Genomic DNA, 19,761 nt, shown 5'->3' on the forward strand with positions numbered 1-19,761 from the left:
GTCAGCGCGCCATCAGGAACTGCAGCAGGTCGCTGCGCGTGAGGATTCCCTGCACCGTGCCGTGGTCGCGCACGAGGACGGCCGGATTGTTCCGCCCGAGCATCTTCACGGCGGCATCGGCCGCCGTGGTCGCGTCCACCATCGGGAACGGCGCTTCCATCACGTCGCTCACCGTCTTGTCGAGCACCTTGGTATCCTCGAGGCCGCGCACGCTGAGCACCTGCTCGCTCACCGAACCCACGCAGGCCGCGCCGTCCATCACCGGCAACTGCGACACATCATGCAGGCGCATCAAGCCGAGCGCCTGCCGCACGAGCTGTCCGGGCTGCGCGCTCACGAGCGCGGGGATCTGTCCACCCTTCGCGGCGAGCAACTGGCCGAGCGTCACCTTCTCCGCATCGAGCAACTGGTTCTCGCGCATCCATTCGTCGTTGAACAGCTTCGAGAGATAGCGCTCGCCCGTGTCGCAGAGCACGGTGACCACGCAGGCATCGGGGTCGTTCACGCGCCGGGCCACGCTCAGCGCCGCGTGCGCGATCAGTCCCGCGCTACCACCGACGAACAGGCCCTCCTCGCGCGTGAGCCGCCGCGCCATCGTGAACGCATCGCGGTCGCTGACGGTGATGAAGTCATCGACGAGTGCGAGATCCAGCGTGCCTGGCACCTTGTCCTGCCCGATGCCTTCCACCTTGTACGGCGCACCCTGCGGCATCGTCTTGCCCCCGCTGCGCCACACCTCGGCGAGGATCGAGCCCACCGGATCCGCGCCCACGATCTGGATCTTCGGGTTCTTCTTCTTGAGGTAGCGCGCCACGCCGGTGATCGTGCCGCCCGTACCGGCGCCCGCCACGAAGTGCGTGATCTTCCCGTCCGTCTGCTCCCAGAGCTCCGGACCCGTCGTCGCCTCGTGCGCCTCGGGATTCGCCTGGTTGTAGAACTGGTCGGCCAGCACTGCGCCCGGCGTTTCCTTCGCGATGCGCTTCGCCATCGACGTGTAGCTGTCCGGATGTTCCGGCGGCACCGCCGTCGGCGTGATGATGACGTCCGCCCCGAAGGCCTTGAGGAGCCGCACTTTCTCCTGGCTCATCTTGTCAGGCATCGTGAAGATGCACTTGTAGCCCTTCAGCGCCGCGGCGATCGCCAGGCCCACGCCCGTGTTGCCGCTGGTGCCCTCGACGATCGTGCCGCCGGGCTTCAGCTTGCCCTCGGCCTCGAAGCGCTCGATCATCGGCAGGCCTATGCGGTCCTTCACCGATCCGCCGGGATTGAAGAACTCCGCCTTGCCGTAGACCGGCGTGCGGATGCCGGCGGTGACTTTGTTCAGGCGAATGAGCGGCGTCCACGCAATCGTGTCGAGCACGTGCGCGTACGGCGTCTTGTGGCGCGGATGTTGGTCGGACATGGCAGGCGGATGTTGGGGGGTGCGGTGCGCGGAAACGTGCCGCGCGCCGCATCCCTCGAATCTACGCCCGCCCCGACGGCGGCGGGACCTCACCGCGTGCAGCCGCCGAGAGCTCGGCGAGCAGGGCCAGCGCCTGCAGCGGCGTGAGCCCGTTCGCATCCACCTCGCGCAGGCGCTCCACCAACGGGTCCGGCCCGCTGAACAGGGCGAGCTGGTCGCCGGCCGGCGCCGCTGCGGCGGCGCGCCGCGCGCCACCCGCCAGCGCCGGCACCAGCTGCTCGCCCTCGAGCACCTTCAGCAGCGCCCGCGCCCGCGCGATCACCGGCGCCGGCAAGCCGGCGAGCCGACCGACTTCGATGCCGTACGAGCGGTCCGCGCCCCCCGGCCGCAGGCGATGCAGGAACAGGATGCGCTCCCCCGCCTCCTCCACCGCCACGTTATAGTTGCGCACCGATACGAATTCATCGGCCAACTGCGTCAGCTCATGATAGTGCGTCGCGAAGATCGTCTTGCAGCGCACCCGCTCGTGCAGGTGCTCGCTCACCGCCCACGCAATCGACAGGCCGTCCCAGGTCGCCGTGCCGCGGCCGATCTCGTCGAGCAGCACCAGCGACCGCGCCGTCGCGCTATGCAGGATCGCGCTCGTCTCGGCCATCTCCACCATGAACGTCGACTGGCCGCGCACGAGGTTGTCGCTCGCGCCCACGCGCGTGAACACGCGGTCGCACACGCCCACCCGCGCCGACGCCGCCGCCACGAAGCCGCCCATCTGCGCCATCAGCACGAGCAAGCCGACTTGCCGCAGGATCGTGCTCTTGCCCGCCATGTTCGGGCCCGTGAGGATGATCATCCGCGCATCGGGGGCGAGCGCCACGTCGTTCGGGATGAACTGGTCGCGCGGCATCATGCGCTCCACCACGGGATGCCGCCCGCCGACGATCTCCAACACGGCCTCGTCGTCCACCGCCGGCCGCACGTATCCCTCGCGCGCCGCGACTTCCGCCAGCGCCGCGAAGACATCCAGCGTGGCCACCCGCACCGCAATCGCCTGCAAGCCCGCGATCGCCTGCCCGACCTCGCGGCGCAGGGCCTCGAAGACCCGGCGCTCGATGGCCTCGATGCGTTCGGTCGCGCCCAGCACCTTCTCCTCGAAGTCCTTCAACGCCGGCGTGACGTAGCGTTCGGCGCCGGTGAGTGTCTGCCGCCGCTGGTACTCGGCGGGCACGCTGTCGCGATGCGCGTTCGTGATCTCGATGTAGTACCCGAACACGCGGTTGTAGCCGACCTTGAGCGACGTGATGCCCGTGCGCTCCCGCTCCTGCGCCTGGAGCGCGGCGATGGCATCCTTGCCGCCCGTCGCCACGGCGCGCAGGTCATCGAGCTCCGCGTCCTGGCCCGCCGCGATGGTCTCGCCCTCGCCGAACGAGAGCGGCGGACGCTCCATGAGCGTGTCGCGGATGCGCGCCGCCAACGGCGCCGCGTCGTCCCAGCCATCGACGAGTGTCGCCAGCACGCCGCCGCAGCGCGTGCGCCGCAGCGCGGCGAGCACGCCTGGCAGGCGCGCGAGCGAATCGCCGAGGGCGCGCAGCTCGCGCGGGGTCGCGCGCTGCGCCGCCGCCTTGCCGGCCAACCGCTCCACGTCACGCACCCCATCGAGCGTCTCGCGGAGTGCCGCGCGCGCCGGGCCATCGGCGTGCAGCGAGTCCACCGCATCGAGCCGTGCCGCGATCGCCGCCACATCGGTGAGCGGTGCGAGGATCCATTGCCGCAGCAATCGGGCGCCCATCGGCGTCTGCGTGCGGTCGAGCACCGACAGCAGCGTGCCCGCGGTGTCCTCGCCGCCGCGCAGCGACTCCACCAGCTCGAGGTTCCGCCGCGTCATCTCGTCCAGCGGCATGACGCCGCCCGGCCGCTCCACCACCGGACGCGCGAGATGCGGCACGCCGCTCGGCTGCACCTCGCGCAGGTAGCGCAACAGTGCGCCCGCGGCGCCGAGCGCAGGCGCGTCGTCGGGCTGCACGCCGAAGCCTTCCAACGACGCCACGGCAAACTGCTGCGTCAGCGCGTCGGCGGCTCGCTCGTGGTCGAACTCCCACGGCTGACGCGCCGTCACCAGGGCGCCGAGCGGCGCCAGCAAGGCGTCCAGCTCCGCCGCGCCCTGCGCCTCCGCGGACGGCACCACGACTTCGCGCGGCGCGAGGCGTGCCAGCACGGCATCGGCATCGGCGCGTGTCGTCGTGACGAGCCGGAACTCACCGGTCGAGAGATCCGCCGCGGCAATGCCGACGTACACGGCGTCCGCACGCGCACCCCGTCCGCCCGGCGCAGCGCCACCCGCCGACGCCGCGCGCAGCACGAGGGCGCAGAGGAAGTTGTTGCGGCCGCTGTCGAGCAGGTCGTCGCTGAATGCCGCGCCGGGCGTGATCGTCTCGATCACCTCGCGCTTGACGATGCCCTTCGCGAGCTTCGGGTCCTCCACCTGCTCGCAGATGGCCACGCGGAACCCCTGCGCGACGAAGCGCCGCAGGTACTCGTTCGCCGCCTTCACGGGGATGCCGGCCAGCGGCACCTCGGCGGCGCCGCCGTTGTTGCGGGACGTCAGCGTGAGCCCGAGGACGCGCGCGGCGACTTCTGCATCGTCGTAGAACATCTCGTAGAAGTCGCCCATCCGGAAGAACAGGATCGCGTCGGGATGCCGCGCCTTGATCTCCCGGTACTGCGCCATCAACGGCGTCTCGCCGCTGGCTTTCACGGGCGGGGCACCTGCGTGAGGAAGGCATCCGCGCGCGCGTTCGCCTTATAGGCTTCCATCGCGGCGGCCGCTGCACCGCGGGAGGCGTAGTAGCCGAAGCGCACCCGGAACGGCGCGGTCGTCCCATCGACGCGCGTCTCGTACCCACGCGCCCGCATCTCTGCGGCGAACGCCGCCGCCTCGCCCGCCGTCGGGAACGCCGCGATCTGCACCGACCACGCCATCGTGCCGGCGGCGGCACTCGGTGCGGGGGGCGCCGCGACAGGCGCCTGCACCGCTTGCCGCGCCGCCACGATGCGATCGCGCAGCGTCTTCGCGTCGGTGAACTCGGGCGCCTCCAGCACGCTGCGTTCCAGGTACCGCAACGCGGCCGCCGTGTCGGCGCGCATCAGTTCGCCTTGGGCGAGCCGCAGCATCGCCCGCGGCGCGAACGCCGAGCGCTCATGCTCGAGCATCACGCGCATGTAGTCGCGCTGGGCCTGATCCCAGTTCTCCGCCAGCGTCGCGCGCCAGAACAGCACCTCGGCCTCATCTGCCGAGCGCGGGGCCGTGGCGTTGAGCAGCGAGTCGACGAGGGCGCGCCCCTCGGTGCCGTAGCCGTCGTTCACCAGGCGCTGCGCGCGGCGATAGATCTCCGCGCGCGTGACGGTCGGCGTCCCCTGCGCGCGTACCGGCAGCGGCGAGAGCGCCGCATGCAACACGAGGCCGACCACACCGGGCCACAGTGCACGCCACATCCGCCGCGACGCTCCCCAACCAGCCGTAGCCATCACGCCGCGCGCTTTGCGCCGCTCGGCGGCGTGATCGCCAGCAGCAGGGAGACGATCACCTGCTCTTCGCTCGAGATGCGCGTGTCCTTGAGCGTCGCATCGGCGGCATGGAGGTGCGGCAGTGCGCGCACCACGTCCGCGACGCTCCACTTCGGCACGGCCCGCGCCCAGCACTTCACGGCGTCGCCCCACGAACGGCCGGTGTACACGCTGCCACCTTCCTTGAGCAACGTGAAGAACTCGCTCTCGAGACGGCTCGCCGACATCCCGCGCGCGCGCGCCGCGCAGCCCCAGCCGATGGCCAGCATCTGTGCCGTCAACGCGAGCACCGTCGTCACGCCGGATTGCTTCGGCTGCGCCAGCACATCGCGGACGATTGCGATCGCGCCTGTCGTATCGCGCTGCGCCGCGCGGTCCAGCAGGTCCGCGAGCGTGGCGCCGGGCCGCACGCCCGTCATCGCCTCGACGGCGGCTTCGTCGATCGTTCCGCCGTTCACGTAGGCCGCGAGCTTCCGCAGCTCGCCGGCGAGCATCGGGAGATCGCTCCCCGTGTAGCCCGCGAGGCGATCCACCGCAGCCGCCGTGATCGCTACGCCGCAGCGGTCCTTGGCTTCCTTCGCGATCCACTTGGCGAGTTCCTCGCCTTCGAGTTCCTTGAACTCGTAGACGCTGCCGGCCTTCGCGAGCCACGGATCCAACTTGGTCGCCGTGCTCGGCACGACGAGCAGCAGCACGACCTCGGGTGCCGGCTTGGCGAGATAGCGCTCCAATCGCTCGCGCAGCGGCTTCTTCATTGCGCCCGGGTCGCGGAGCACGACCAGCCGCCGCGCCGCCAGCATCGGCAGCGCCTCGAGCGCCGCGGACAGCCCACTCACCTCAAGCTCCGCACCGCGCAACACGTCGCAGTTGAAGTCGCGCGTGCTCTCGTCGACGGCGTGCGCCATGACGAGGCGCACCCATTCGTCCTTCAGGTGGTCATCCGCACCGTGGAAGACGTACACCGGGTCGAAGCCCCCGGTCTCGAGGGCCGTCCGAAGCGACTTGAAGCTGGTGGCGGCCATAGGCTGGCAATATAGCCGTCTCGGCGATGCCTCCGAGCGGCGTTTCCCCTCGCGGTGCCGAGGCGGATTCTGCGTGCAGTCGCGCATGCAGCCGCGTGGCGAAGTCCGACGACACCTGCAGCGGCGTCGCGTTGCGCGCCTGCAGGAGCCCGATGCGCAGCAGGCGGTCATAGCGGCGGCACCGTGCACAGCGATCCGTGTGCACGCGCATGGCCATCGCCTCGCTCCCCGGGAGTTCACCGGCAAGCCACGCGAGGTGCTGGGGACGGAAATCGGAGCAGCGCATGGGCAGGACCGGGCGGTGGCGGGGATGCACCGGGTGAAGGCCGGTACAAATGACGAGACGCCCTCCGATACCCTGGAGGGCGCCCCGCGTTCCGGACATGCATGGCCTTCGGAGGTCCCACCCCCCTTCCGTGCCTACTGCAGTGCCGGCCCGATGATCTCGGCGAAGCTCGCCCGCGCCCGGTTCAGGCGCGACTTCACGGTGCCGAGGTTGCAGTGCGTGATTTCCGCGATTTCCTCGTACGAGCGGCCCTCCAGTTCGCGGAGCACGAACACCTCGCGGTGATGCTCCGGCAGCTGGGCCACCGCCGCCTCCACCTGCTCGCGCACGTGGCGCTTCTTGTACAGCTCATCCGGCGCCATCGAGGTGTCCTCGAACTCCAGCGGACGCTCCTCGTCGTCCCAGCCCTGCGTCATGGTCTGGAAGAGCACCAGCGGATTCCGCGAGCGGTTCCGGAGCTCGTTCTTCGCCAGGTTCGACGCGATGGTATAGATCCACGTCGAGAACTTCTTCGCCCCGTCGAAGCGCGCGATGTGCCGGTGCACGCGGATGAAAGCCTCCTGCACCAGGTCTTCCGAGCGCTCGCGGTCCCCCACCGTGCGGTAGATGAAGTTGAGCAGGCGGTTCTGGTAGCGATCAACCAGGACGTCGAAGGCACGGCTCTGACCGCGAATGTATGCGGACACCAACGCGCCATCATCAAGCTTCTTGAGCTCGACCAGCGACGTATAGCCGGTGCCGATGTCCTGCAGCTTCAGCGCGACGCTTCCCATACTCTCCTCGTGGTGGAGATCTCGGTGGGTGCTTCCCCGCCGATAGGAAGTGCAGGGGGCGTGCCAAACCCCAAGCGCTAGCTAAGTCGTTATTTCACAACACTTAATGCGGGCTTAATGCGGGCGGTTCGTCCTCTTCCGCGCACACCGGTGTCACCCACGAAGGACACCGTCGAAGCCCGCTACATATAGAAGGGTCGCAATGGTCTTGGCGTCCGTAATCTCGCCGTCCCGAATCATGGTCAGCACGCGCGACATCGGCAGCGTGTGGACCTCCAGGAACTCATCGGCCTCGCGCGCCGACTCGCCCTGCGTCAGCCCGGTGGCTGCGAACAGATGGATCTTCTCGTTTGTGAACCCCGGCGCGGTCCAGATGGCGGTCAGCGGCACCAGACGTTCGCACCGACATCCGACTTCTTCGAGGAGCTCGCGTCGCGCGCAGTCTTCGGGACGTTCGTTGGGCTCGAGGCGGCCCGCGGGAATCTCCCACAGATAGCCGTCGGTCGCGTAGCGATACTGCTTGATCAGGAGCACCTGGGGATCCGGCCCATCGAAGTCGCTGAGCACCGGCAGGACGGCCGCCGCCCCCGGATGGTGAATGAGCACCTGCTCGCCGGCGCTGCCATCGGGATAGCGCACACGATCGACGTGTGCATCGAGGAAGCGATACTGCCACTGCCGCTCGCCGCCCAAGCGGCCGGGTTGCTCAGTCATGGCTGCTCCGATGGATCGTCCGTCGCCGACAGCACGGCGAAATCACCGTGCCCCAGCGCCTGCAGCGGCGCCGCGATCGCCGTGGGATCGCCGACCGCCAGTACCAGGAGGCGCGACGGGTCGAGCTGTTCGCGCGCCACGCGATGCACCTCGGCGTCCGTCACGGCCTGCACGCGGTCGCGATACGTGCGGAACCAGTCCGCCCCGAGCCCGTGCACCGTGGCGCCCGCCAGCGCGCCGGCGACGGCCGCCGTCGTCTCGAAACGAATGGGAAACACGCCGGCCAAGTACTCCGTCGCCAACGACAGCTCCGCGGCCGACGGCGGTGCCGCGCGCAGCGCGTCGATTTCGCGCAAGATCTCCTGCACCGCGCGATCCGTCACCTCGCTCTTCACCGCCGTGCTCACCACGAACGGTCCGGCGGCGCGGCGCGCGTCGAAGCCCGAGCTCGCGCCGTAGGTGAACGCGTGCCGCTCACGCAGGTTGAGGTTGATGCGTGACGAGAACAGGCCGCCAAGGATCGCGTTCATCACGACGATCGCGAGATAGTCGGGATGCCCGCGGGCAATGCCGACATGGCCCACGCGCAGCTCGGACTGGGGCGCATCCGCCTTCGTGATGATCCGCGTGCGACGCGTCTCGCGCGCCTGTGGCGCCGCAGACGCCGCACGCCGCGACGCGCGCGCGTCCGAGGCCCAATCACCCATCGCGCGCTCCGCTAACGCGACCGCGGCATCGAGCGTGATGTCGCCGACGAAGAACAGCGTCGTCGTGCGCGGTCCGTAGTGCGCGCGGTGGAACGCGCGCAGCATCTCGGCGTCGAGCCCCGGCACGCTGCGGGCGCTTCCGCCGATTGGCCGGCCGTATCGCGCCCCGGCGAACAGCGTGCCGGTGAAGCGCACGTCAGCCAGGCCGCGCGGCTCCGCCAGTAGCTGCGTGAGATCGTCCAGGCGCTCGTCACGCTTGCGCGCCACGTCCGCCGCCGGGAACGCCGGGGCCCGCAACACCTCGGCAAACAAGCCGAACGCCGCCTCGAGCCGCGACGGCGTCACCGTCACCCGGGCCACGGTGGAATCCCAGTCCACCGACGCATCGAAGCTGGTGCCCCAACCCTCGAAGCGATCCGCGATCGCCGCGCCATCCAGCGCGCCACTACCCTCCGCCAGCGCGCGGGCCGTGAGCGCCGCCAGGCCTTCGCGCCCCTCGGGATCATCCACAGCGCCGGCGTCGACCAACGCCAGTACGGTGACGATCGGCAGACGCGGCATCCGCGCCACGATCACCCGAAGGCCGTTGGGGAGCGTCGCTTCGTCGGTGTCGGGAAACCGATAGGAGCGCACCTGGCCCGGCGCAGGTCGCAACGCCACGCTCACGCCGCCTCCTGCGCCGCAGGCTTCGGCACGTAGCTCAGGCTCGCGCGGTTATCCTCGCCCAACCAGTCGCGCGCCGCCGCATGGAGCGCCGCCGCGTCGACGGCGCGATACCGACCCAGTTCGGTGTTGAGGCGGGCGGCGTCGCCATAATAAGTAGCGAACTGCGACAATTTGTCGGCCCGCTGCCCGGCCGACTGCAACTGCAGCAGCCAACTCGCCTCGAGGAGCGCCAACGCACGGTCGCGCTCCGCCGGGGTCACGCCCTCGGCGCGCAACCGGTCGATCTGCGCGACCAGCGCCTCGAGCGCCGTCGCCACCGGCACGCCGGGCCGCGCCGTCACGTCGCAGATGAGCAGGTCCGCGCCCTTCGTCAGGTCGAACGTGAACGCCCCCGCATCGCTCGCCAGACGCTGCTCGCGCACCAGCGCCCGCGGCAGGCGCGCGCCCTCGCCCGTCCCGAGCACGGCGGCGAGCACCGCCAGCGCATACCAGGCATCTGTCCCGCAGGCCGGGATCCGAAACGCGAGGAACGTGCGGGCCGCCGCCACCTCGTCTTCCACCACGGCGCGACGCCACTCGCCGAAGCGTGGCGGCAGCGTCATCGGCGGCAGCGCGGGGCGCCCGGCGCCGCGCGGAATCGCGCCGAAGTGCCGCTCGACCATCGCCAGCGCCGCCGCCGGCTCGAAGTCGCCCACGATGCTCAGCACGGCGTTGTCCGGCGTGTAGTACGTGCGGAAGAACTCCGCGACGTCATCCAGGCTCGCCGCCGAGAGGTCGTCCATCGACCCGATCAACGAGTGGTGAAACGGATGCGTCGGGGGAAAGCACAGTGCCGGCAGCCGCTCCCACCACGTGCCGTACGGTTGGTTGTCCACCGACCATCGCCGCTCGTTCTTCACCACGTCACGCTGCGTATCGAGCTTCTCCTGCGTCATCGCGGGCAGCAGGCGTCCCATGCGGTCGGCCTCGAGCCACAGCGCGAGTTCGAGTTGGTGCGCCGGCACGGTCTCGAAGTAGTTCGTGCGGTCGAGCCACGTCGAGCCGTTGAGCGTCCCGCCCGCGCGCTGCACCAGCTCGAAGTGCTCGTTGGCCCCCACGTTCGCACTGCCCTGGAACAGCATGTGCTCGAACAGGTGCGCGAACCCCGTGCGACCCTCGCGCTCGTTCGCCGACCCCACGTGGTACCAGAGGTTCACGGCTACGATCGGCGTCGCGTGGTCTTCGGAGAGCACCACCCGCAGGCCATTGGCCAGCGTGTGCGTCGCGATCGGCAGGTGCAGCGTCGGCTCAGCCACGCGCCACCGCCAGCAAGCTCTGTCCGAACGGCGGACGCAGCACGTGGCGCTCCCAGGCATGCACCCACGGGAAGATCGCGCGGTCGAACAACCGCACCGACGCCACCTTGAACCCCCGTTGCTTGAGCAGCACGAAGGAGGCCCACCACGCGAAGTAGCCGACGGCGTTGAAGTAGTCGAGCCGCACGATCTCGAAGCCCGCGTCCGTCAGCGCACGGCGAAGCCCCGGCTTGGTGTAGCGCCGGAAGTGCCCGAAGTCCTTGTCGATCGGCGCATACAGCTCCGGTCGCGCCGGCACGAAGAGGCAGAGGTGCCCGCGCGTCGGCGCGAGCAACGCACGCCAGCGGCGCAGCTCCTCGACATCCTCCCGGATGTGCTCCAGCACGTTCACGCTCACGATAGCGTTCCACCCGCCGTCCAGCGGCAGGTCTGCCGCCGTCCCATGGATGACCGTGCGCCCCGGCTGTTCGCGCCGCAGCCGCTCGGCGAACCGCTGCTCGGGCTCCACGGCCGTCAGCTGCGTGATGCCCGGGACCCGAGCAAGCTCCGCCGTCAGTTGCCCGATTCCCGCACCCACCTCGGCCACGCGACCACGCAGGAACGGCGTGAATTCCGCGATCAGCGCCTGGCGATAGTTGCGCGCCTCATTCAACGCCGCGAACTCGAAGTCCTCGGTGTCCGCGGCGGCGTTCGGTTGTTCCGTCTGCACTCGCTCTCCGTCCCTGCGGGGATTCACCACTGGACCACACGGGCCAGCGGGGCCTTCACCGTCTCGCCGAGGAAGTAGCCGGGCTGGCGCAGCAGCCGCGCCCAGGCATCGTCGGTCCGCGTCGGCGAGCTGAACGCCGTCAGTCCCTCTCGCCGCGCGACCACCTCGGCGCGCATCACATGAAAGGGATCGGAGACGACCACGACCGTATCCATGCGGCGCGCGCGCAGCAGCCGCGCCACGCCAGCGAGCGACTGGCCAGTCGTCCGGCCCTCGTTCTCCAGCAAGATCGCCGAGTCCGGCACACCGGCCGCGAGCGCGTAGAGTCGGCTCACCGCGGCTTCCGATGCGGTATCGCCCTCGGCGATGCCTCCGGTCAGCACGAGTCGCGGCGCAATGCCACGCTGGAACAGCGCGACTGCATGGTCGAGTCGCGCGCGCAGTACGGGCGACGGCTTGCCGCGATACTGCGCCGCTCCCAGCACGACGATCGCCTGCGCAGGCTGCGCTTCATCGTGCATGGCCGCGTACAGCACGGTCGCCGCTGACGTCAGCCAGAGGCCCGCAATCACCCCGAGGGCGAGAGCGACGCGACGACGCACGGACCAAGCGCGGAAAGCCATCCCGGAAAATACCCCGTCACCATGCCCGCAGGCATGGGCGCGTCAGCGACCGAGACCGAGCAGCGCGAGTGCCGACGCGTCCAGGTCGGCCGTCAACTCCGCGGTCGACGTGGGTGCCGTCGCCATGCCGTCCAATTGATGCAGGAGCACGCGTCCCACGAGCGCGGGCGCGATCCGCGGCCGCAGCGCCGCCGCGCGGAGCATGGCCGCCGCGAGTCGGCTGGCGGCGGCGGCCCGCGGCGCCGCGAGATTCCCGGCCTGCGGACGCAGCGCAGCGTCGTGCAGCAGGCCACTGAGCAGTACGCGGCGCGCGCGGCGTGTGGCATCGCCCGCCACGGCACGCCAGGCCTCGAGCGGGTCTGCCGCCCCGGCAGCGGCATCCAGCGACGCCGTGTCCTCGTCCACCAAGCGCTCCGCGAGCGCCGCCAACAACTGTTCCTTGCCCTTGAAGTGATACAGCACGAGTGCCTTGCTCACCCCCGCGGCACTGGCCACACCCTGCAGCGAGAGGGCCGCCACGCCCGCCGCCGCACCTAGCGTCGCCGCCGCCTCGAGAATCCGCGTCGCCGCGTCAGCGCGTGACATCGGCGCCGCGCAACGGGGCCTGCACGCGGTAACCCCGCTCCGCGAGCTGCGCCGAGAAGGCGTCCTGCGCATGCGGCTCGCCGTGTACCAGGAAGACATCGGCGAGGTTCGGGGACGTCTCCCGCACCGTATCCAACCAGCGCTGCAGCTCCATGCGGTCGGCGTGCGCGCTGTAACCGTTGATGACGGCGACCTTGGCGTGCAGCTCCACAGGTTCGCCGTAGATCTTGAGGATCGGCCGTCGCTCGACGATGCGTCGGCCCAGCGTATGCTCCGCCTGGAACCCGACGATCAGCACCGTCGACCGCGGATCCGACGCGCTGTACGCAAGGTGATGTAGGATGCGGCCGGACTCCGCCATGCCCGATGCGGCAATCACGATCATCGGCCCGCTGCGCCGCATCATCGCCTTTGAGTCCTCCACGTCCGGCGTGAACTGCACGAGGTCGAAGTCGAAGAGCGAGCCGCCGTTCCCGTTCGTGTGCCGCACCAGGGGCTCCGACGTGTCGAACTCCTGGCTGTTCTCGCGGAAGACCTGTGTCGCTTCGTTCGCGAGCGGACTGTCGATGATGATCGGAATCCGCGGGATACGGCCGGCCCGCGCGAGCGCGTGCAGGTCGTAGAGGATTTCCTGCGTGCGTCCCACCGCGAAGGCCGGGATCAGCACGCGCCCGCCGCGCTGCGCCGTGCCCGTCACGATGCGCGCCAGGTCGTCACGCGCGCCGGCGATGCTCTCGTGCTCGCGGTCCCCGTACGTGGACTCCATGATCACCCAATCGAGCCGCTCGAGCGGCTCCGGGTCCCGGATGATCGGCAGCCCGTGCCGTCCGATGTCCCCGCTGAACCCGAGGCGCCGGACGCGACCGTCCTCTTCCCACTCCAGTTCCACGGACGCGGACCCGAGGATGTGTCCGGCGTCCACGAAGCGCGCCTTCACGCCCGGCACCACCTCGAACGTCTCGTGATACCGATGCGGCCGGAACTGCGTGAGCGCGTCCGACACGTCCCCGAGCGCGTACAGCGGCTCCACGAACTCCCGCTTCCGTCGCGCCAGGAAGTCGGCGTCCTTCTCCTGGATGTGCGCGGAGTCGGCGAGCATCACTTCGCAGAGGTCGCGTGTCGCCACCGTGCTGTGGATCGGTCCGCGGAACCCTTGCTTCACGAGGTACGGCAGCCGACCGGCGTGGTCGATGTGCGCATGCGACAGGACCACCGCATCGATGCGAGTCGCGGCGAGCGGCAGCTCCCGGTTCTTCTCCCGCACCTCGAAGCGGCGGCCCTGGTACAGCCCGCAGTCGAGCAGGATCGAGTGCCCCTTCACCTGCAGCAGGTGCGACGACCCGGTGACCTCGCGCGCGGCCCCGCTGAAGTGCAGGCGCATCAGCGCTCCGGCGCTTCGCGCGCGAATACCAGCGTGAGCCGCTGGCCGTCTTGGGTCATCGTCGCGAGCGTCCACCCCCCGCGGCTGCGCTCGTTGAGCAGATCCGTCAGCGCGTCCTCGTCCTCGCGCTGGTGCCGCGTCAGCCGATGGATCACCGCCTGATATTCTTTCATGCGTCCGAAGCTACTACCTTCTCGCGTATGCCGACCACCCCCGCGCTCCCCGGCCTGACCGTCGTCTCGCATCCGCTCGTGCAGCACAAGCTGTCGCTGCTGCGCGACCAGGCCACGCCGAAGAAGATCTTCAAGGAACTCGTCGACGAGATCGCCATGCTCATGGCCTACGAAGCCACGGCCGATCTCGCGCTCGCGCCCGTCGAGGTAGACACGCCCCTCGAAACGACAACCTGCCAGCGCGTCGCCGGCAAGAAGCTCACGCTCGTGCCCATCCTGCGCGCCGGCCTCGGCATGGTCGAGGGCATCCTCAAGCTCGTGCCAAGCGCGCGCGTCGGACACATCGGCCTCTACCGCGACCACGACACCCTCGAGCCGGTCGACTACTACTTCAAGGTGCCGGGCGATGCGGCCGAGCGCGATTTCTTCCTGCTCGATCCCATGCTCGCCACCGGCGGCAGCGCGGCGAGTGCGGTGAGCTCCCTCAAGCGCGCGGGCGCGACGCGCATCAAGTTCCTCTGCCTCGTCGCCGCACCGGAGGGCGTCGAGCGGCTGCGCACGGCGCACCCCGACGTCCCGATCTTCGCCGCCGCGCTCGACCGCGAGCTCAACGCGAATGGCTACATCCTTCCCGGACTCGGCGACGCCGGCGACCGCTTGTTCGGCACGCGCTGAGCGACGGGCGCCGCCACGCGATGTGTGACGGCGCGCACGTTGCGCGATGATTGGCGTCGGCACATCGTTTGCTTCGACACACGTCCTCTTGTCTGGAATCACGAATAGTCGTATCGTTCGCGCGGGTTCGGTCCCCCCACGTTGCACGCATCTCGCCTCGCCCCCACCGAATGCTCATCAATCTGCTGCCGGATTTCTTCGCCGCGCTCCAAAGCGTCGATCCCGTCGCAGCGTACCATCGGTACTTCGAGGCCAACCGTCCCATCCTCGCGGCGTACTGGCACAACTACGTCATCGAGCCCGCAGGACCGCACTTCCAGGACGTCGTCCGCGAGACCGTCCGCGCCGACCGCAGCGATCTCCGCGCGATGCTCGAGCGCACCGACGTCGTTGCGCTCGCCAAGCAGGCCGAGGCCGCCTGCACCGAGCTCTTCAACATCGATTCCACCGTCGACGTCGTCCTCATGGCCGGCGTCGGCGCCGCCAACGCCGGCGAGCTCGTCGTCAACGGACGCGGCATCGCGTTCGTGTGCCTCGAACATTTCACGAGCATCGCGAACCCGCAGACGCGCGGCCTAGGCCTCGACCCCGAGCTCATTCCGATGTGGCTCGCGCACGAGATCGCCCACTGCGTGCGCTACACCTCGCCGCAGAGCCGCGCCGAGATGCGGCGCGCCGTCGCCGGCGCCAGCGGCTTCTACAGCTATTGGGAGACCGGTCGCGTCGCGACCCTTCGCGAGCACCTCGTCAACGAGGGACTCGCCGTGCAGGCCTCCAAGATGGTCAGCCCGGGGCACGCGCCCTGGGAGTACTATGGATTCCAGCGTCGCCAGTTCGCGCGGGTGCGTGAACTCGAAGCGGTGCTCTCGCGCGCGGTGGCCGACGACCTCGACCGGGCGGGTCTCGGCCTCCGCTTGCGCTGGCTCTCCGGTGGCATGAGCGACGAAGCACGCACGGTGCAACGTCACGTGCTGCCGGAGCGCGCCGGTTATTTCGTCGGCGCCCAGATGGTCGAAGCCGCGATCGCCGAACACGGCATCGCCTGGGCGCTGCGGGCCGAGGCCCGCGAACTTACCTCTTTCGCCGACGCGGCCGCTCGCACAGCATAATCGAACGGGCGAACCGCTGAGGTGAACGCGCGCGACCGGCTCCGGGGCCGGCCGCGCGTCGTTCTTTCCGTCACTTCCCGACGCAGAACGTGCGGAACACGCGCGTCAGCACGTCTTCGATGTCGATCGCGCCGGTCAGGTCCTCGAGCGCGGTGATGGCGGCGCGCAGATGCGTACCCGCCACCGGCGCCGGCAACGCGTCGGCCTCCCACGCCGCCACGAACGCCGCGACCTCTCCGCGGGCTGCCGCGATCGCGGCGGCGTGCCGTGCGCGGGTGACGATCGGCTGATCTTCCGGAGGTGCCGGATGCGTACTCGACACCGCCGCGCGTACCGCCGCGCGCAGCGCGTCGAGTCCACGGCCCTCGCGCGCGCTCACCGACACCACGTCGGAGCGTGTGCTGGGTGCCGCATCCGCCTTCGTGCGCACCAGCACCTGGCGCGCACGCGTCGCGGTGCCCACTGCGCTCGCCGTCGCGTCGAGCGCGGCATCCGTGTCCGCACACACCAGCACCACGCCGGCGCGTGCCAACCACCGCGCGCTCACCTCCACCCCCAGCCGCTCCAGCCGGTCGTCCGTGTCGCGCAATCCTGCCGTGTCCACCAGGCGCCACGGATACGGACGCTCGTCCACCAACGCCTCCAGCGCATCGCGCGTCGTCCCGGGAATCTCGCTCACGATGGCGCGCGCGTCGCCCAGCAGCGCGTTGAACAGCGACGACTTCCCGGCGTTCGGCGCGCCGGCCAGCACCACCGGCACGCCGTCGCGGCCCAGCTCCGCCATCGGCAGCGTTGCTCCGAGCGCATCGAGCGCCGAGAGCACGTGTTGCGCCGCGGCGGTCACGCGCGCTCGGGGCTGCGGCCCGTCGTCCTCGTCCGGAAAGTCGATGTCGTACGCGAGCAAGGCCTCGACCTGCACCAGCGCATCGCGCAACGCCTCGAGACGCTGCGACAGCGCCCCCGAGAGCTGCACCAGCGCGGCACGGTGCATCGCCTGCGACCGCGCGTCGATGAGATCCGCCACCGCCTCGGCTTGCAGCAGGTCCATCTTGCCGTGGCGCACGGCGCGTTCGCTGAACTCACCCGCGAGGGCCGGCACCGCGCCGGCGGCGACCAGCGCGGCCAGCACCTGCGTGCTCACGTAGTGGCCACCATGGAGCGAGAGCTCGAGCAGGTCCTCGCCCGTCGGCGAGGCGTCGGCCACGAACCATGTCGCGAGCGCGTCGTCGAGCATGCTGGCGGCATCGTCCACCGCGTGCAGGCGCACACGGGTCGCGCGCCGCGGCGTGAGCGCCGCGGGAACGCCGATGCGCGCGCCGATGGCGCCCGCCTCGGGCCCGCTTATCCGGAGGACGGCCAGCGCCGCCCGACCGGGCGGCGTGGCCAGCGCGACGATCGTGGCGTCGCGACGGTCAGCGCTTGCGCGCGCTGCCCCCACCCGACGCCACCGTGGTCGTCGCCGCCTTCGCGCGCTCGTTCGAGATCAGCCACTGCTGCGGCAGCGCGGCCAGGTTCTGCACCGTGTAGTACAGGTTCAGGCCCGACGCGAAGTTGATCAGCAGCACCGTCATCATCACGGGCATGAGGATCGACATCATCTTCGTCTGCGGGTTCGGCGGCACGTTGCGCATGCCCAGCCACGACAGCGCGTACATCGACGCGCCCATCGCCAGCGGCAGGATGTAGTACGGATCCTTCAGCGAGATGTCGCTCAGCCACAGGAAGCTCACGCCGCGGAACTCGATCGTGTTCTGGAACACGAAGAACAACGCGATGAGGATCGGCATCGGCAGCAGCATCGGGAGGCAGCCCGAGAGCGCCGCGAACGGGCTCACATTGTGGTCCTGGTAGACCTTCATCACGGCCAGCCGCTGCTTCTCGGGATCGCCCTTGTGCTTGTTCTGCGCCTCCTGGACCAGCGGCGCGATGCGCTGCATCTCGATCTGCGTGCGCATCATCCGGCTGTTGAGCGGCCACATGAGCAGGCGGATCGCCACGCCGAAGCCGACGAGGATCCAGCCGTACTCCAGCGCCGTCGTCTTCTTCAGCCACAGCAGCAGCCGCATGACGATCGTCGCGAACGGCTGCACCACGCCGCTGATCCACCCGCCGTACGGATTCGTCTTCTCGAACTCGCGCCCCATGCCCACCAGGCGCTCCCACTCCTGCGGACCGGCGTACAGCTCGAACGCGAGCGGCGCGTCACCGAGCGGCGAGACGACCACGCCTTGGGCGCGCGTCGCGACCTTGTTCTCGCGCACGGCGCCCGTCACCTGCAGTTCCGCGAATGCGCTCGCCTGGCCCTCGGGCGTCAGCAAGCCAACGAGGAAATACTTGTTCTTCGCGACGGCCCACGTGAAGGGCCCGGACTCCAGCAGGCGCTCGCCCGGATCGGGCTTCCGGAAGTCGATGCGCTCGGCACCGCCCGCCGTGGTCTTGAATGCGTACGCCAAGTGGTTGGCGTCCTCGCGCGGATCCGCTTCCTGCGAATCAAACCCGGTCGGTAGCTGCGTCAGCAGGAACGCCGGCTGCGGAAGCCCCGTCGCCTGGACACGTACGTTCGCGACGTAGTTGTCCGCCGCCAGCGTGTATTCGATGCGCAGGCTCCCCGCGCCCACCGCCGCGTCGAAGCGCAGCGCCTCGCCTGCGGCGGTTGCTTCGCGCGTGGCCGTGAACGTCAGCGTCGACAGCGGAATCGTGTCGCCACCGGCGAGGATGGTGTAGCGGAGCAGCGCGTCGCGGCCGTGCCCAAGCGCCACGCCGCCCGAGTCCGCCCCGAGGCGTCGGAACTTCGGCAGCTCCGCGCGCAGGAACTGCGCGCCTTGCGTCGAGAAGGCGAACGTCGCCAGCTCATTGCGGACCGTGAGCGTCTCGATCGGCGCCGCAGGCGCCGGCACCGCCGCGGCGACCGGCGCGGGAGCCGTGGCCGCCATGGTCGGCACTCCTCCCGTGGTCGGCGGCGCGCTCGGCGTCGTGCTGCCGGTCGCCGCGACGGCGGCGGCCATGCCGCTGTCTGCGACGGTGGCAGGCACCGGCACCTCCGGACGCGGGAACAGCACTGGCGTCAGGAGCACGACGCCGCCGGTCAGGAGAATCGCAAGGAAGAAACGCTTATCCATCACGTCGGGAAGAGTCGGGGGGAACGGGCTCCGGCACGGGATCGAATCCCCCGGGCCGGAAAGGATGGCAGCGCGCAATGCGCTTCACCGCGAGCCAACCGCCGCGCAGCGCGCCGTGCTTCTCGAGCGCTTCGATGGCGTAATGCGAACACGTCGGATGATAGCGGCACGCCGCCGGCAACAGCGGCGACAGCACGACCTGATACGCACGCACCACGAAGATGAAGACGTATCTCATGCCACCACCGGAAGCGCCGCGACCTTCGCGCCGAGCCGCGCGACATCCGTGCGCAGCGCGTCGAACGGCGCATCATACGCGCTCGGCAACGCATAGAGCGCCACATCGCGCGGCGGCATCGCATCGAACAGCGCGGGCCACTGCGCCCGCGTGAGTTCGCGCAGGCGGCGCTTGAGTCGGTTGCGCTCGACGACCGTGTGCCGATGCTTCGGCACCACGATGCCCACGCGGTGCGTGGCACCGGCGTGCAAAAGGGAAGCGAGTACCCGAACCTCGAGCAGCGCGGTTCGGACTCGCTTCCCTTCGCGGCGGACCAAGGTGAGGTCAGCCGTGCGCGTCAGCCGATCCGGCGACGCCACGTGCTGGCTCGCCTCAGACGCCTGCGTACTTCGACGGGAGCTTCACCGTCAGCCGCTTGCGCCCCTTCTTGCGGCGCCGGCTGAGCACTTCACGCCCCCACTTGGTCTCCATGCGCGCGCGGAAGCCATGCGTCTTGATTCGACGCTTGTTGCGCGGGCGATACGTCGGCTTTCCCATCGTTGCTCCAGGTAACTGAAATCACTTCGCGGACAGACCGCTAAACGTAGTCCGCTCTGGGGTTTACGTCAACGGGCGCGCTGTGTGTGTGCGCTTGTTCGGACACACGAGCGTTGACTTATCCACAGGCGCGGGGTAGGTTCGCCACCCCACCCGGATTTCCACATTTCGCACCCCCCGAACAGC

The 19,761-nt window shown here is 69.9% G+C and carries 21 protein-coding genes; 2 read left to right on the plus strand and 19 right to left on the minus strand.

Annotated features, from left to right (window positions below):
* Position 1: 1 nt before the first annotated feature.
* From Strain318_RS14835 to Strain318_RS14900, 14 genes are all read right to left on the minus strand, one after another.
* Positions 2-1,402: a cystathionine beta-synthase gene (locus Strain318_RS14835; RefSeq protein ID WP_367886463.1), complete on the minus strand. Its 1,401-nt coding sequence runs from the start codon at positions 1,400-1,402 to the stop codon at positions 2-4.
* 61 nt (positions 1,403-1,463) lie between these two features.
* Positions 1,464-4,154: a DNA mismatch repair protein MutS gene (mutS, locus tag Strain318_RS14840; protein ID WP_367886464.1), complete on the minus strand. Its 2,691-nt coding sequence runs from the start codon at positions 4,152-4,154 to the stop codon at positions 1,464-1,466.
* Positions 4,151-4,891 (minus strand): tetratricopeptide repeat protein, encoded by a 741-nt coding sequence (locus tag Strain318_RS14845; RefSeq protein ID WP_367886465.1) that lies wholly within the window; start codon positions 4,889-4,891, stop codon positions 4,151-4,153. Before Strain318_RS14845 ends, mutS begins: the two co-directional genes overlap by 4 nt.
* Positions 4,892-4,923: 32 nt before the next feature.
* Positions 4,924-5,985: a DNA polymerase III subunit delta gene (gene holA / locus Strain318_RS14850; RefSeq protein ID WP_367886466.1), complete on the minus strand. Its 1,062-nt coding sequence runs from the start codon at positions 5,983-5,985 to the stop codon at positions 4,924-4,926.
* Positions 5,900-6,370 (minus strand): anti-sigma factor family protein, encoded by a 471-nt coding sequence (locus tag Strain318_RS14855; protein WP_367886467.1) that lies wholly within the window; start codon positions 6,368-6,370, stop codon positions 5,900-5,902. The genes holA and Strain318_RS14855 overlap by 86 nt, the downstream gene beginning before the upstream one ends.
* A 35-nt stretch (positions 6,371-6,405) precedes the next feature.
* On the minus strand, positions 6,406-7,044 hold the full coding sequence (locus tag Strain318_RS14860; RefSeq protein ID WP_367886468.1) for a sigma-70 family RNA polymerase sigma factor: 639 nt from the start codon (positions 7,042-7,044) through the stop codon (positions 6,406-6,408).
* 153 nt (positions 7,045-7,197) lie between these two features.
* A complete protein-coding gene (locus Strain318_RS14865; RefSeq protein ID WP_367886469.1) occupies positions 7,198-7,758 on the minus strand; it encodes an NUDIX hydrolase in 561 nt (186 codons plus the stop codon).
* Complete coding sequence (locus Strain318_RS14870) at positions 7,755-9,131, minus strand: M16 family metallopeptidase (protein WP_367886470.1); 1,377 nt, start codon at positions 9,129-9,131, stop codon at positions 7,755-7,757. Before Strain318_RS14870 ends, Strain318_RS14865 begins: the two co-directional genes overlap by 4 nt.
* Complete coding sequence (locus Strain318_RS14875; RefSeq protein ID WP_367886471.1) at positions 9,128-10,426, minus strand: M16 family metallopeptidase; 1,299 nt, start codon at positions 10,424-10,426, stop codon at positions 9,128-9,130. Before Strain318_RS14875 ends, Strain318_RS14870 begins: the two co-directional genes overlap by 4 nt.
* Entirely contained in the window at positions 10,419-11,135 is a 717-nt protein-coding gene (locus Strain318_RS14880) for a class I SAM-dependent methyltransferase (protein ID WP_367886472.1), read from the minus strand. Before Strain318_RS14880 ends, Strain318_RS14875 begins: the two co-directional genes overlap by 8 nt.
* 23 nt (positions 11,136-11,158) lie before the next feature.
* The gene (locus tag Strain318_RS14885; protein WP_367886473.1) at positions 11,159-11,758 is read right to left on the minus strand and encodes a YdcF family protein; all 600 of its coding nucleotides are present in this window, start codon (positions 11,756-11,758) and stop codon (positions 11,159-11,161) included.
* A 42-nt stretch (positions 11,759-11,800) separates the two neighbouring features.
* Complete coding sequence (locus Strain318_RS14890) at positions 11,801-12,343, minus strand: TetR/AcrR family transcriptional regulator (protein WP_367886474.1); 543 nt, start codon at positions 12,341-12,343, stop codon at positions 11,801-11,803.
* Complete coding sequence (locus tag Strain318_RS14895) at positions 12,330-13,724, minus strand: MBL fold metallo-hydrolase RNA specificity domain-containing protein (protein ID WP_367886475.1); 1,395 nt, start codon at positions 13,722-13,724, stop codon at positions 12,330-12,332. Before Strain318_RS14895 ends, Strain318_RS14890 begins: the two co-directional genes overlap by 14 nt.
* The gene (locus Strain318_RS14900; RefSeq protein ID WP_367886476.1) at positions 13,724-13,897 is read right to left on the minus strand and encodes a hypothetical protein; all 174 of its coding nucleotides are present in this window, start codon (positions 13,895-13,897) and stop codon (positions 13,724-13,726) included. Before Strain318_RS14900 ends, Strain318_RS14895 begins: the two co-directional genes overlap by 1 nt.
* A gap of 27 nt (positions 13,898-13,924) precedes the next feature.
* On the opposite strand from Strain318_RS14900, the gene upp reads away from it, so the two are divergent.
* Both upp and Strain318_RS14910 read left to right on the plus strand, forming a co-directional pair.
* Positions 13,925-14,572 carry a uracil phosphoribosyltransferase gene (gene upp / locus Strain318_RS14905; RefSeq protein ID WP_367886477.1) on the plus strand — a complete coding sequence of 216 codons (648 nt, stop codon included), beginning with the start codon at positions 13,925-13,927 and terminating at the stop codon, positions 14,570-14,572.
* A 170-nt stretch (positions 14,573-14,742) separates the two neighbouring features.
* On the plus strand, positions 14,743-15,681 hold the full coding sequence (locus tag Strain318_RS14910; RefSeq protein ID WP_367886478.1) for a DUF2268 domain-containing putative Zn-dependent protease: 939 nt from the start codon (positions 14,743-14,745) through the stop codon (positions 15,679-15,681).
* A gap of 70 nt (positions 15,682-15,751) precedes the next feature.
* Here Strain318_RS14910 and mnmE read toward each other — a convergent pair whose 3' ends face one another.
* From mnmE to rpmH, 5 genes are read right to left on the minus strand one after another with little or no spacing between them, the layout of a single operon-like run.
* Positions 15,752-17,119: a tRNA uridine-5-carboxymethylaminomethyl(34) synthesis GTPase MnmE gene (gene mnmE / locus Strain318_RS14915; RefSeq protein ID WP_367886479.1), complete on the minus strand. Its 1,368-nt coding sequence runs from the start codon at positions 17,117-17,119 to the stop codon at positions 15,752-15,754.
* The gene (yidC, locus tag Strain318_RS14920; protein ID WP_367886480.1) at positions 17,094-18,800 is read right to left on the minus strand and encodes a membrane protein insertase YidC; all 1,707 of its coding nucleotides are present in this window, start codon (positions 18,798-18,800) and stop codon (positions 17,094-17,096) included. Before yidC ends, mnmE begins: the two co-directional genes overlap by 26 nt.
* The gene (gene yidD, locus Strain318_RS14925) at positions 18,793-19,038 is read right to left on the minus strand and encodes a membrane protein insertion efficiency factor YidD (RefSeq protein ID WP_367886481.1); all 246 of its coding nucleotides are present in this window, start codon (positions 19,036-19,038) and stop codon (positions 18,793-18,795) included. The genes yidC and yidD overlap by 8 nt, the downstream gene beginning before the upstream one ends.
* Positions 19,035-19,397: a ribonuclease P protein component gene (locus tag Strain318_RS14930; RefSeq protein ID WP_367886482.1), complete on the minus strand. Its 363-nt coding sequence runs from the start codon at positions 19,395-19,397 to the stop codon at positions 19,035-19,037. Before Strain318_RS14930 ends, yidD begins: the two co-directional genes overlap by 4 nt.
* A 13-nt stretch (positions 19,398-19,410) precedes the next feature.
* Complete coding sequence (gene rpmH, locus Strain318_RS14935) at positions 19,411-19,575, minus strand: 50S ribosomal protein L34 (protein WP_367886483.1); 165 nt, start codon at positions 19,573-19,575, stop codon at positions 19,411-19,413.
* Between the last annotated feature and the right edge of the window lie 186 nt (positions 19,576-19,761).

This window comes from Pseudogemmatithrix spongiicola (assembly GCF_030623445.1).
GTDB classification, from domain to species: Bacteria; Gemmatimonadota; Gemmatimonadetes; order Gemmatimonadales; family Gemmatimonadaceae; genus Pseudogemmatithrix; species Pseudogemmatithrix spongiicola.

Bases quoted from the DNA above. Each gene is read 5' to 3' on its own strand.
- rpmH (WP_367886483.1), bottom strand. From the start codon at position 19,575: ATGGGAAAGCCGACGTATCGCCCGCGCAACAAGCGTCGAATCAAGACG.
- Strain318_RS14855 (WP_367886467.1), bottom strand. From the start codon at position 6,370: ATGTCCGGAACGCGGGGCGCCCTCCAGGGTATCGGAGGGCGTCTCGTC.
- Strain318_RS14895 (WP_367886475.1), bottom strand. From the start codon at position 13,724: ATGCGCCTGCACTTCAGCGGGGCCGCGCGCGAGGTCACCGGGTCGTCG.
- Strain318_RS14865 (WP_367886469.1), bottom strand. From the start codon at position 7,758: ATGACTGAGCAACCCGGCCGCTTGGGCGGCGAGCGGCAGTGGCAGTAT.
- Strain318_RS14845 (WP_367886465.1), bottom strand. From the start codon at position 4,891: ATGTGGCGTGCACTGTGGCCCGGTGTGGTCGGCCTCGTGTTGCATGCG.
- Strain318_RS14900 (WP_367886476.1), bottom strand. From the start codon at position 13,897: ATGAAAGAATATCAGGCGGTGATCCATCGGCTGACGCGGCACCAGCGC.
- Strain318_RS14860 (WP_367886468.1), bottom strand. From the start codon at position 7,044: ATGGGAAGCGTCGCGCTGAAGCTGCAGGACATCGGCACCGGCTATACG.
- Strain318_RS14910 (WP_367886478.1), top strand. From the start codon at position 14,743: ATGCTCATCAATCTGCTGCCGGATTTCTTCGCCGCGCTCCAAAGCGTC.
- yidD (WP_367886481.1), bottom strand. From the start codon at position 19,038: ATGAGATACGTCTTCATCTTCGTGGTGCGTGCGTATCAGGTCGTGCTG.
- Strain318_RS14890 (WP_367886474.1), bottom strand. From the start codon at position 12,343: ATGTCACGCGCTGACGCGGCGACGCGGATTCTCGAGGCGGCGGCGACG.
- Strain318_RS14835 (WP_367886463.1), bottom strand. From the start codon at position 1,402: ATGTCCGACCAACATCCGCGCCACAAGACGCCGTACGCGCACGTGCTC.
- yidC (WP_367886480.1), bottom strand. From the start codon at position 18,800: ATGGATAAGCGTTTCTTCCTTGCGATTCTCCTGACCGGCGGCGTCGTG.
- upp (WP_367886477.1), top strand. From the start codon at position 13,925: ATGCCGACCACCCCCGCGCTCCCCGGCCTGACCGTCGTCTCGCATCCG.
- holA (WP_367886466.1), bottom strand. From the start codon at position 5,985: ATGGCCGCCACCAGCTTCAAGTCGCTTCGGACGGCCCTCGAGACCGGG.
- Strain318_RS14885 (WP_367886473.1), bottom strand. From the start codon at position 11,758: ATGGCTTTCCGCGCTTGGTCCGTGCGTCGTCGCGTCGCTCTCGCCCTC.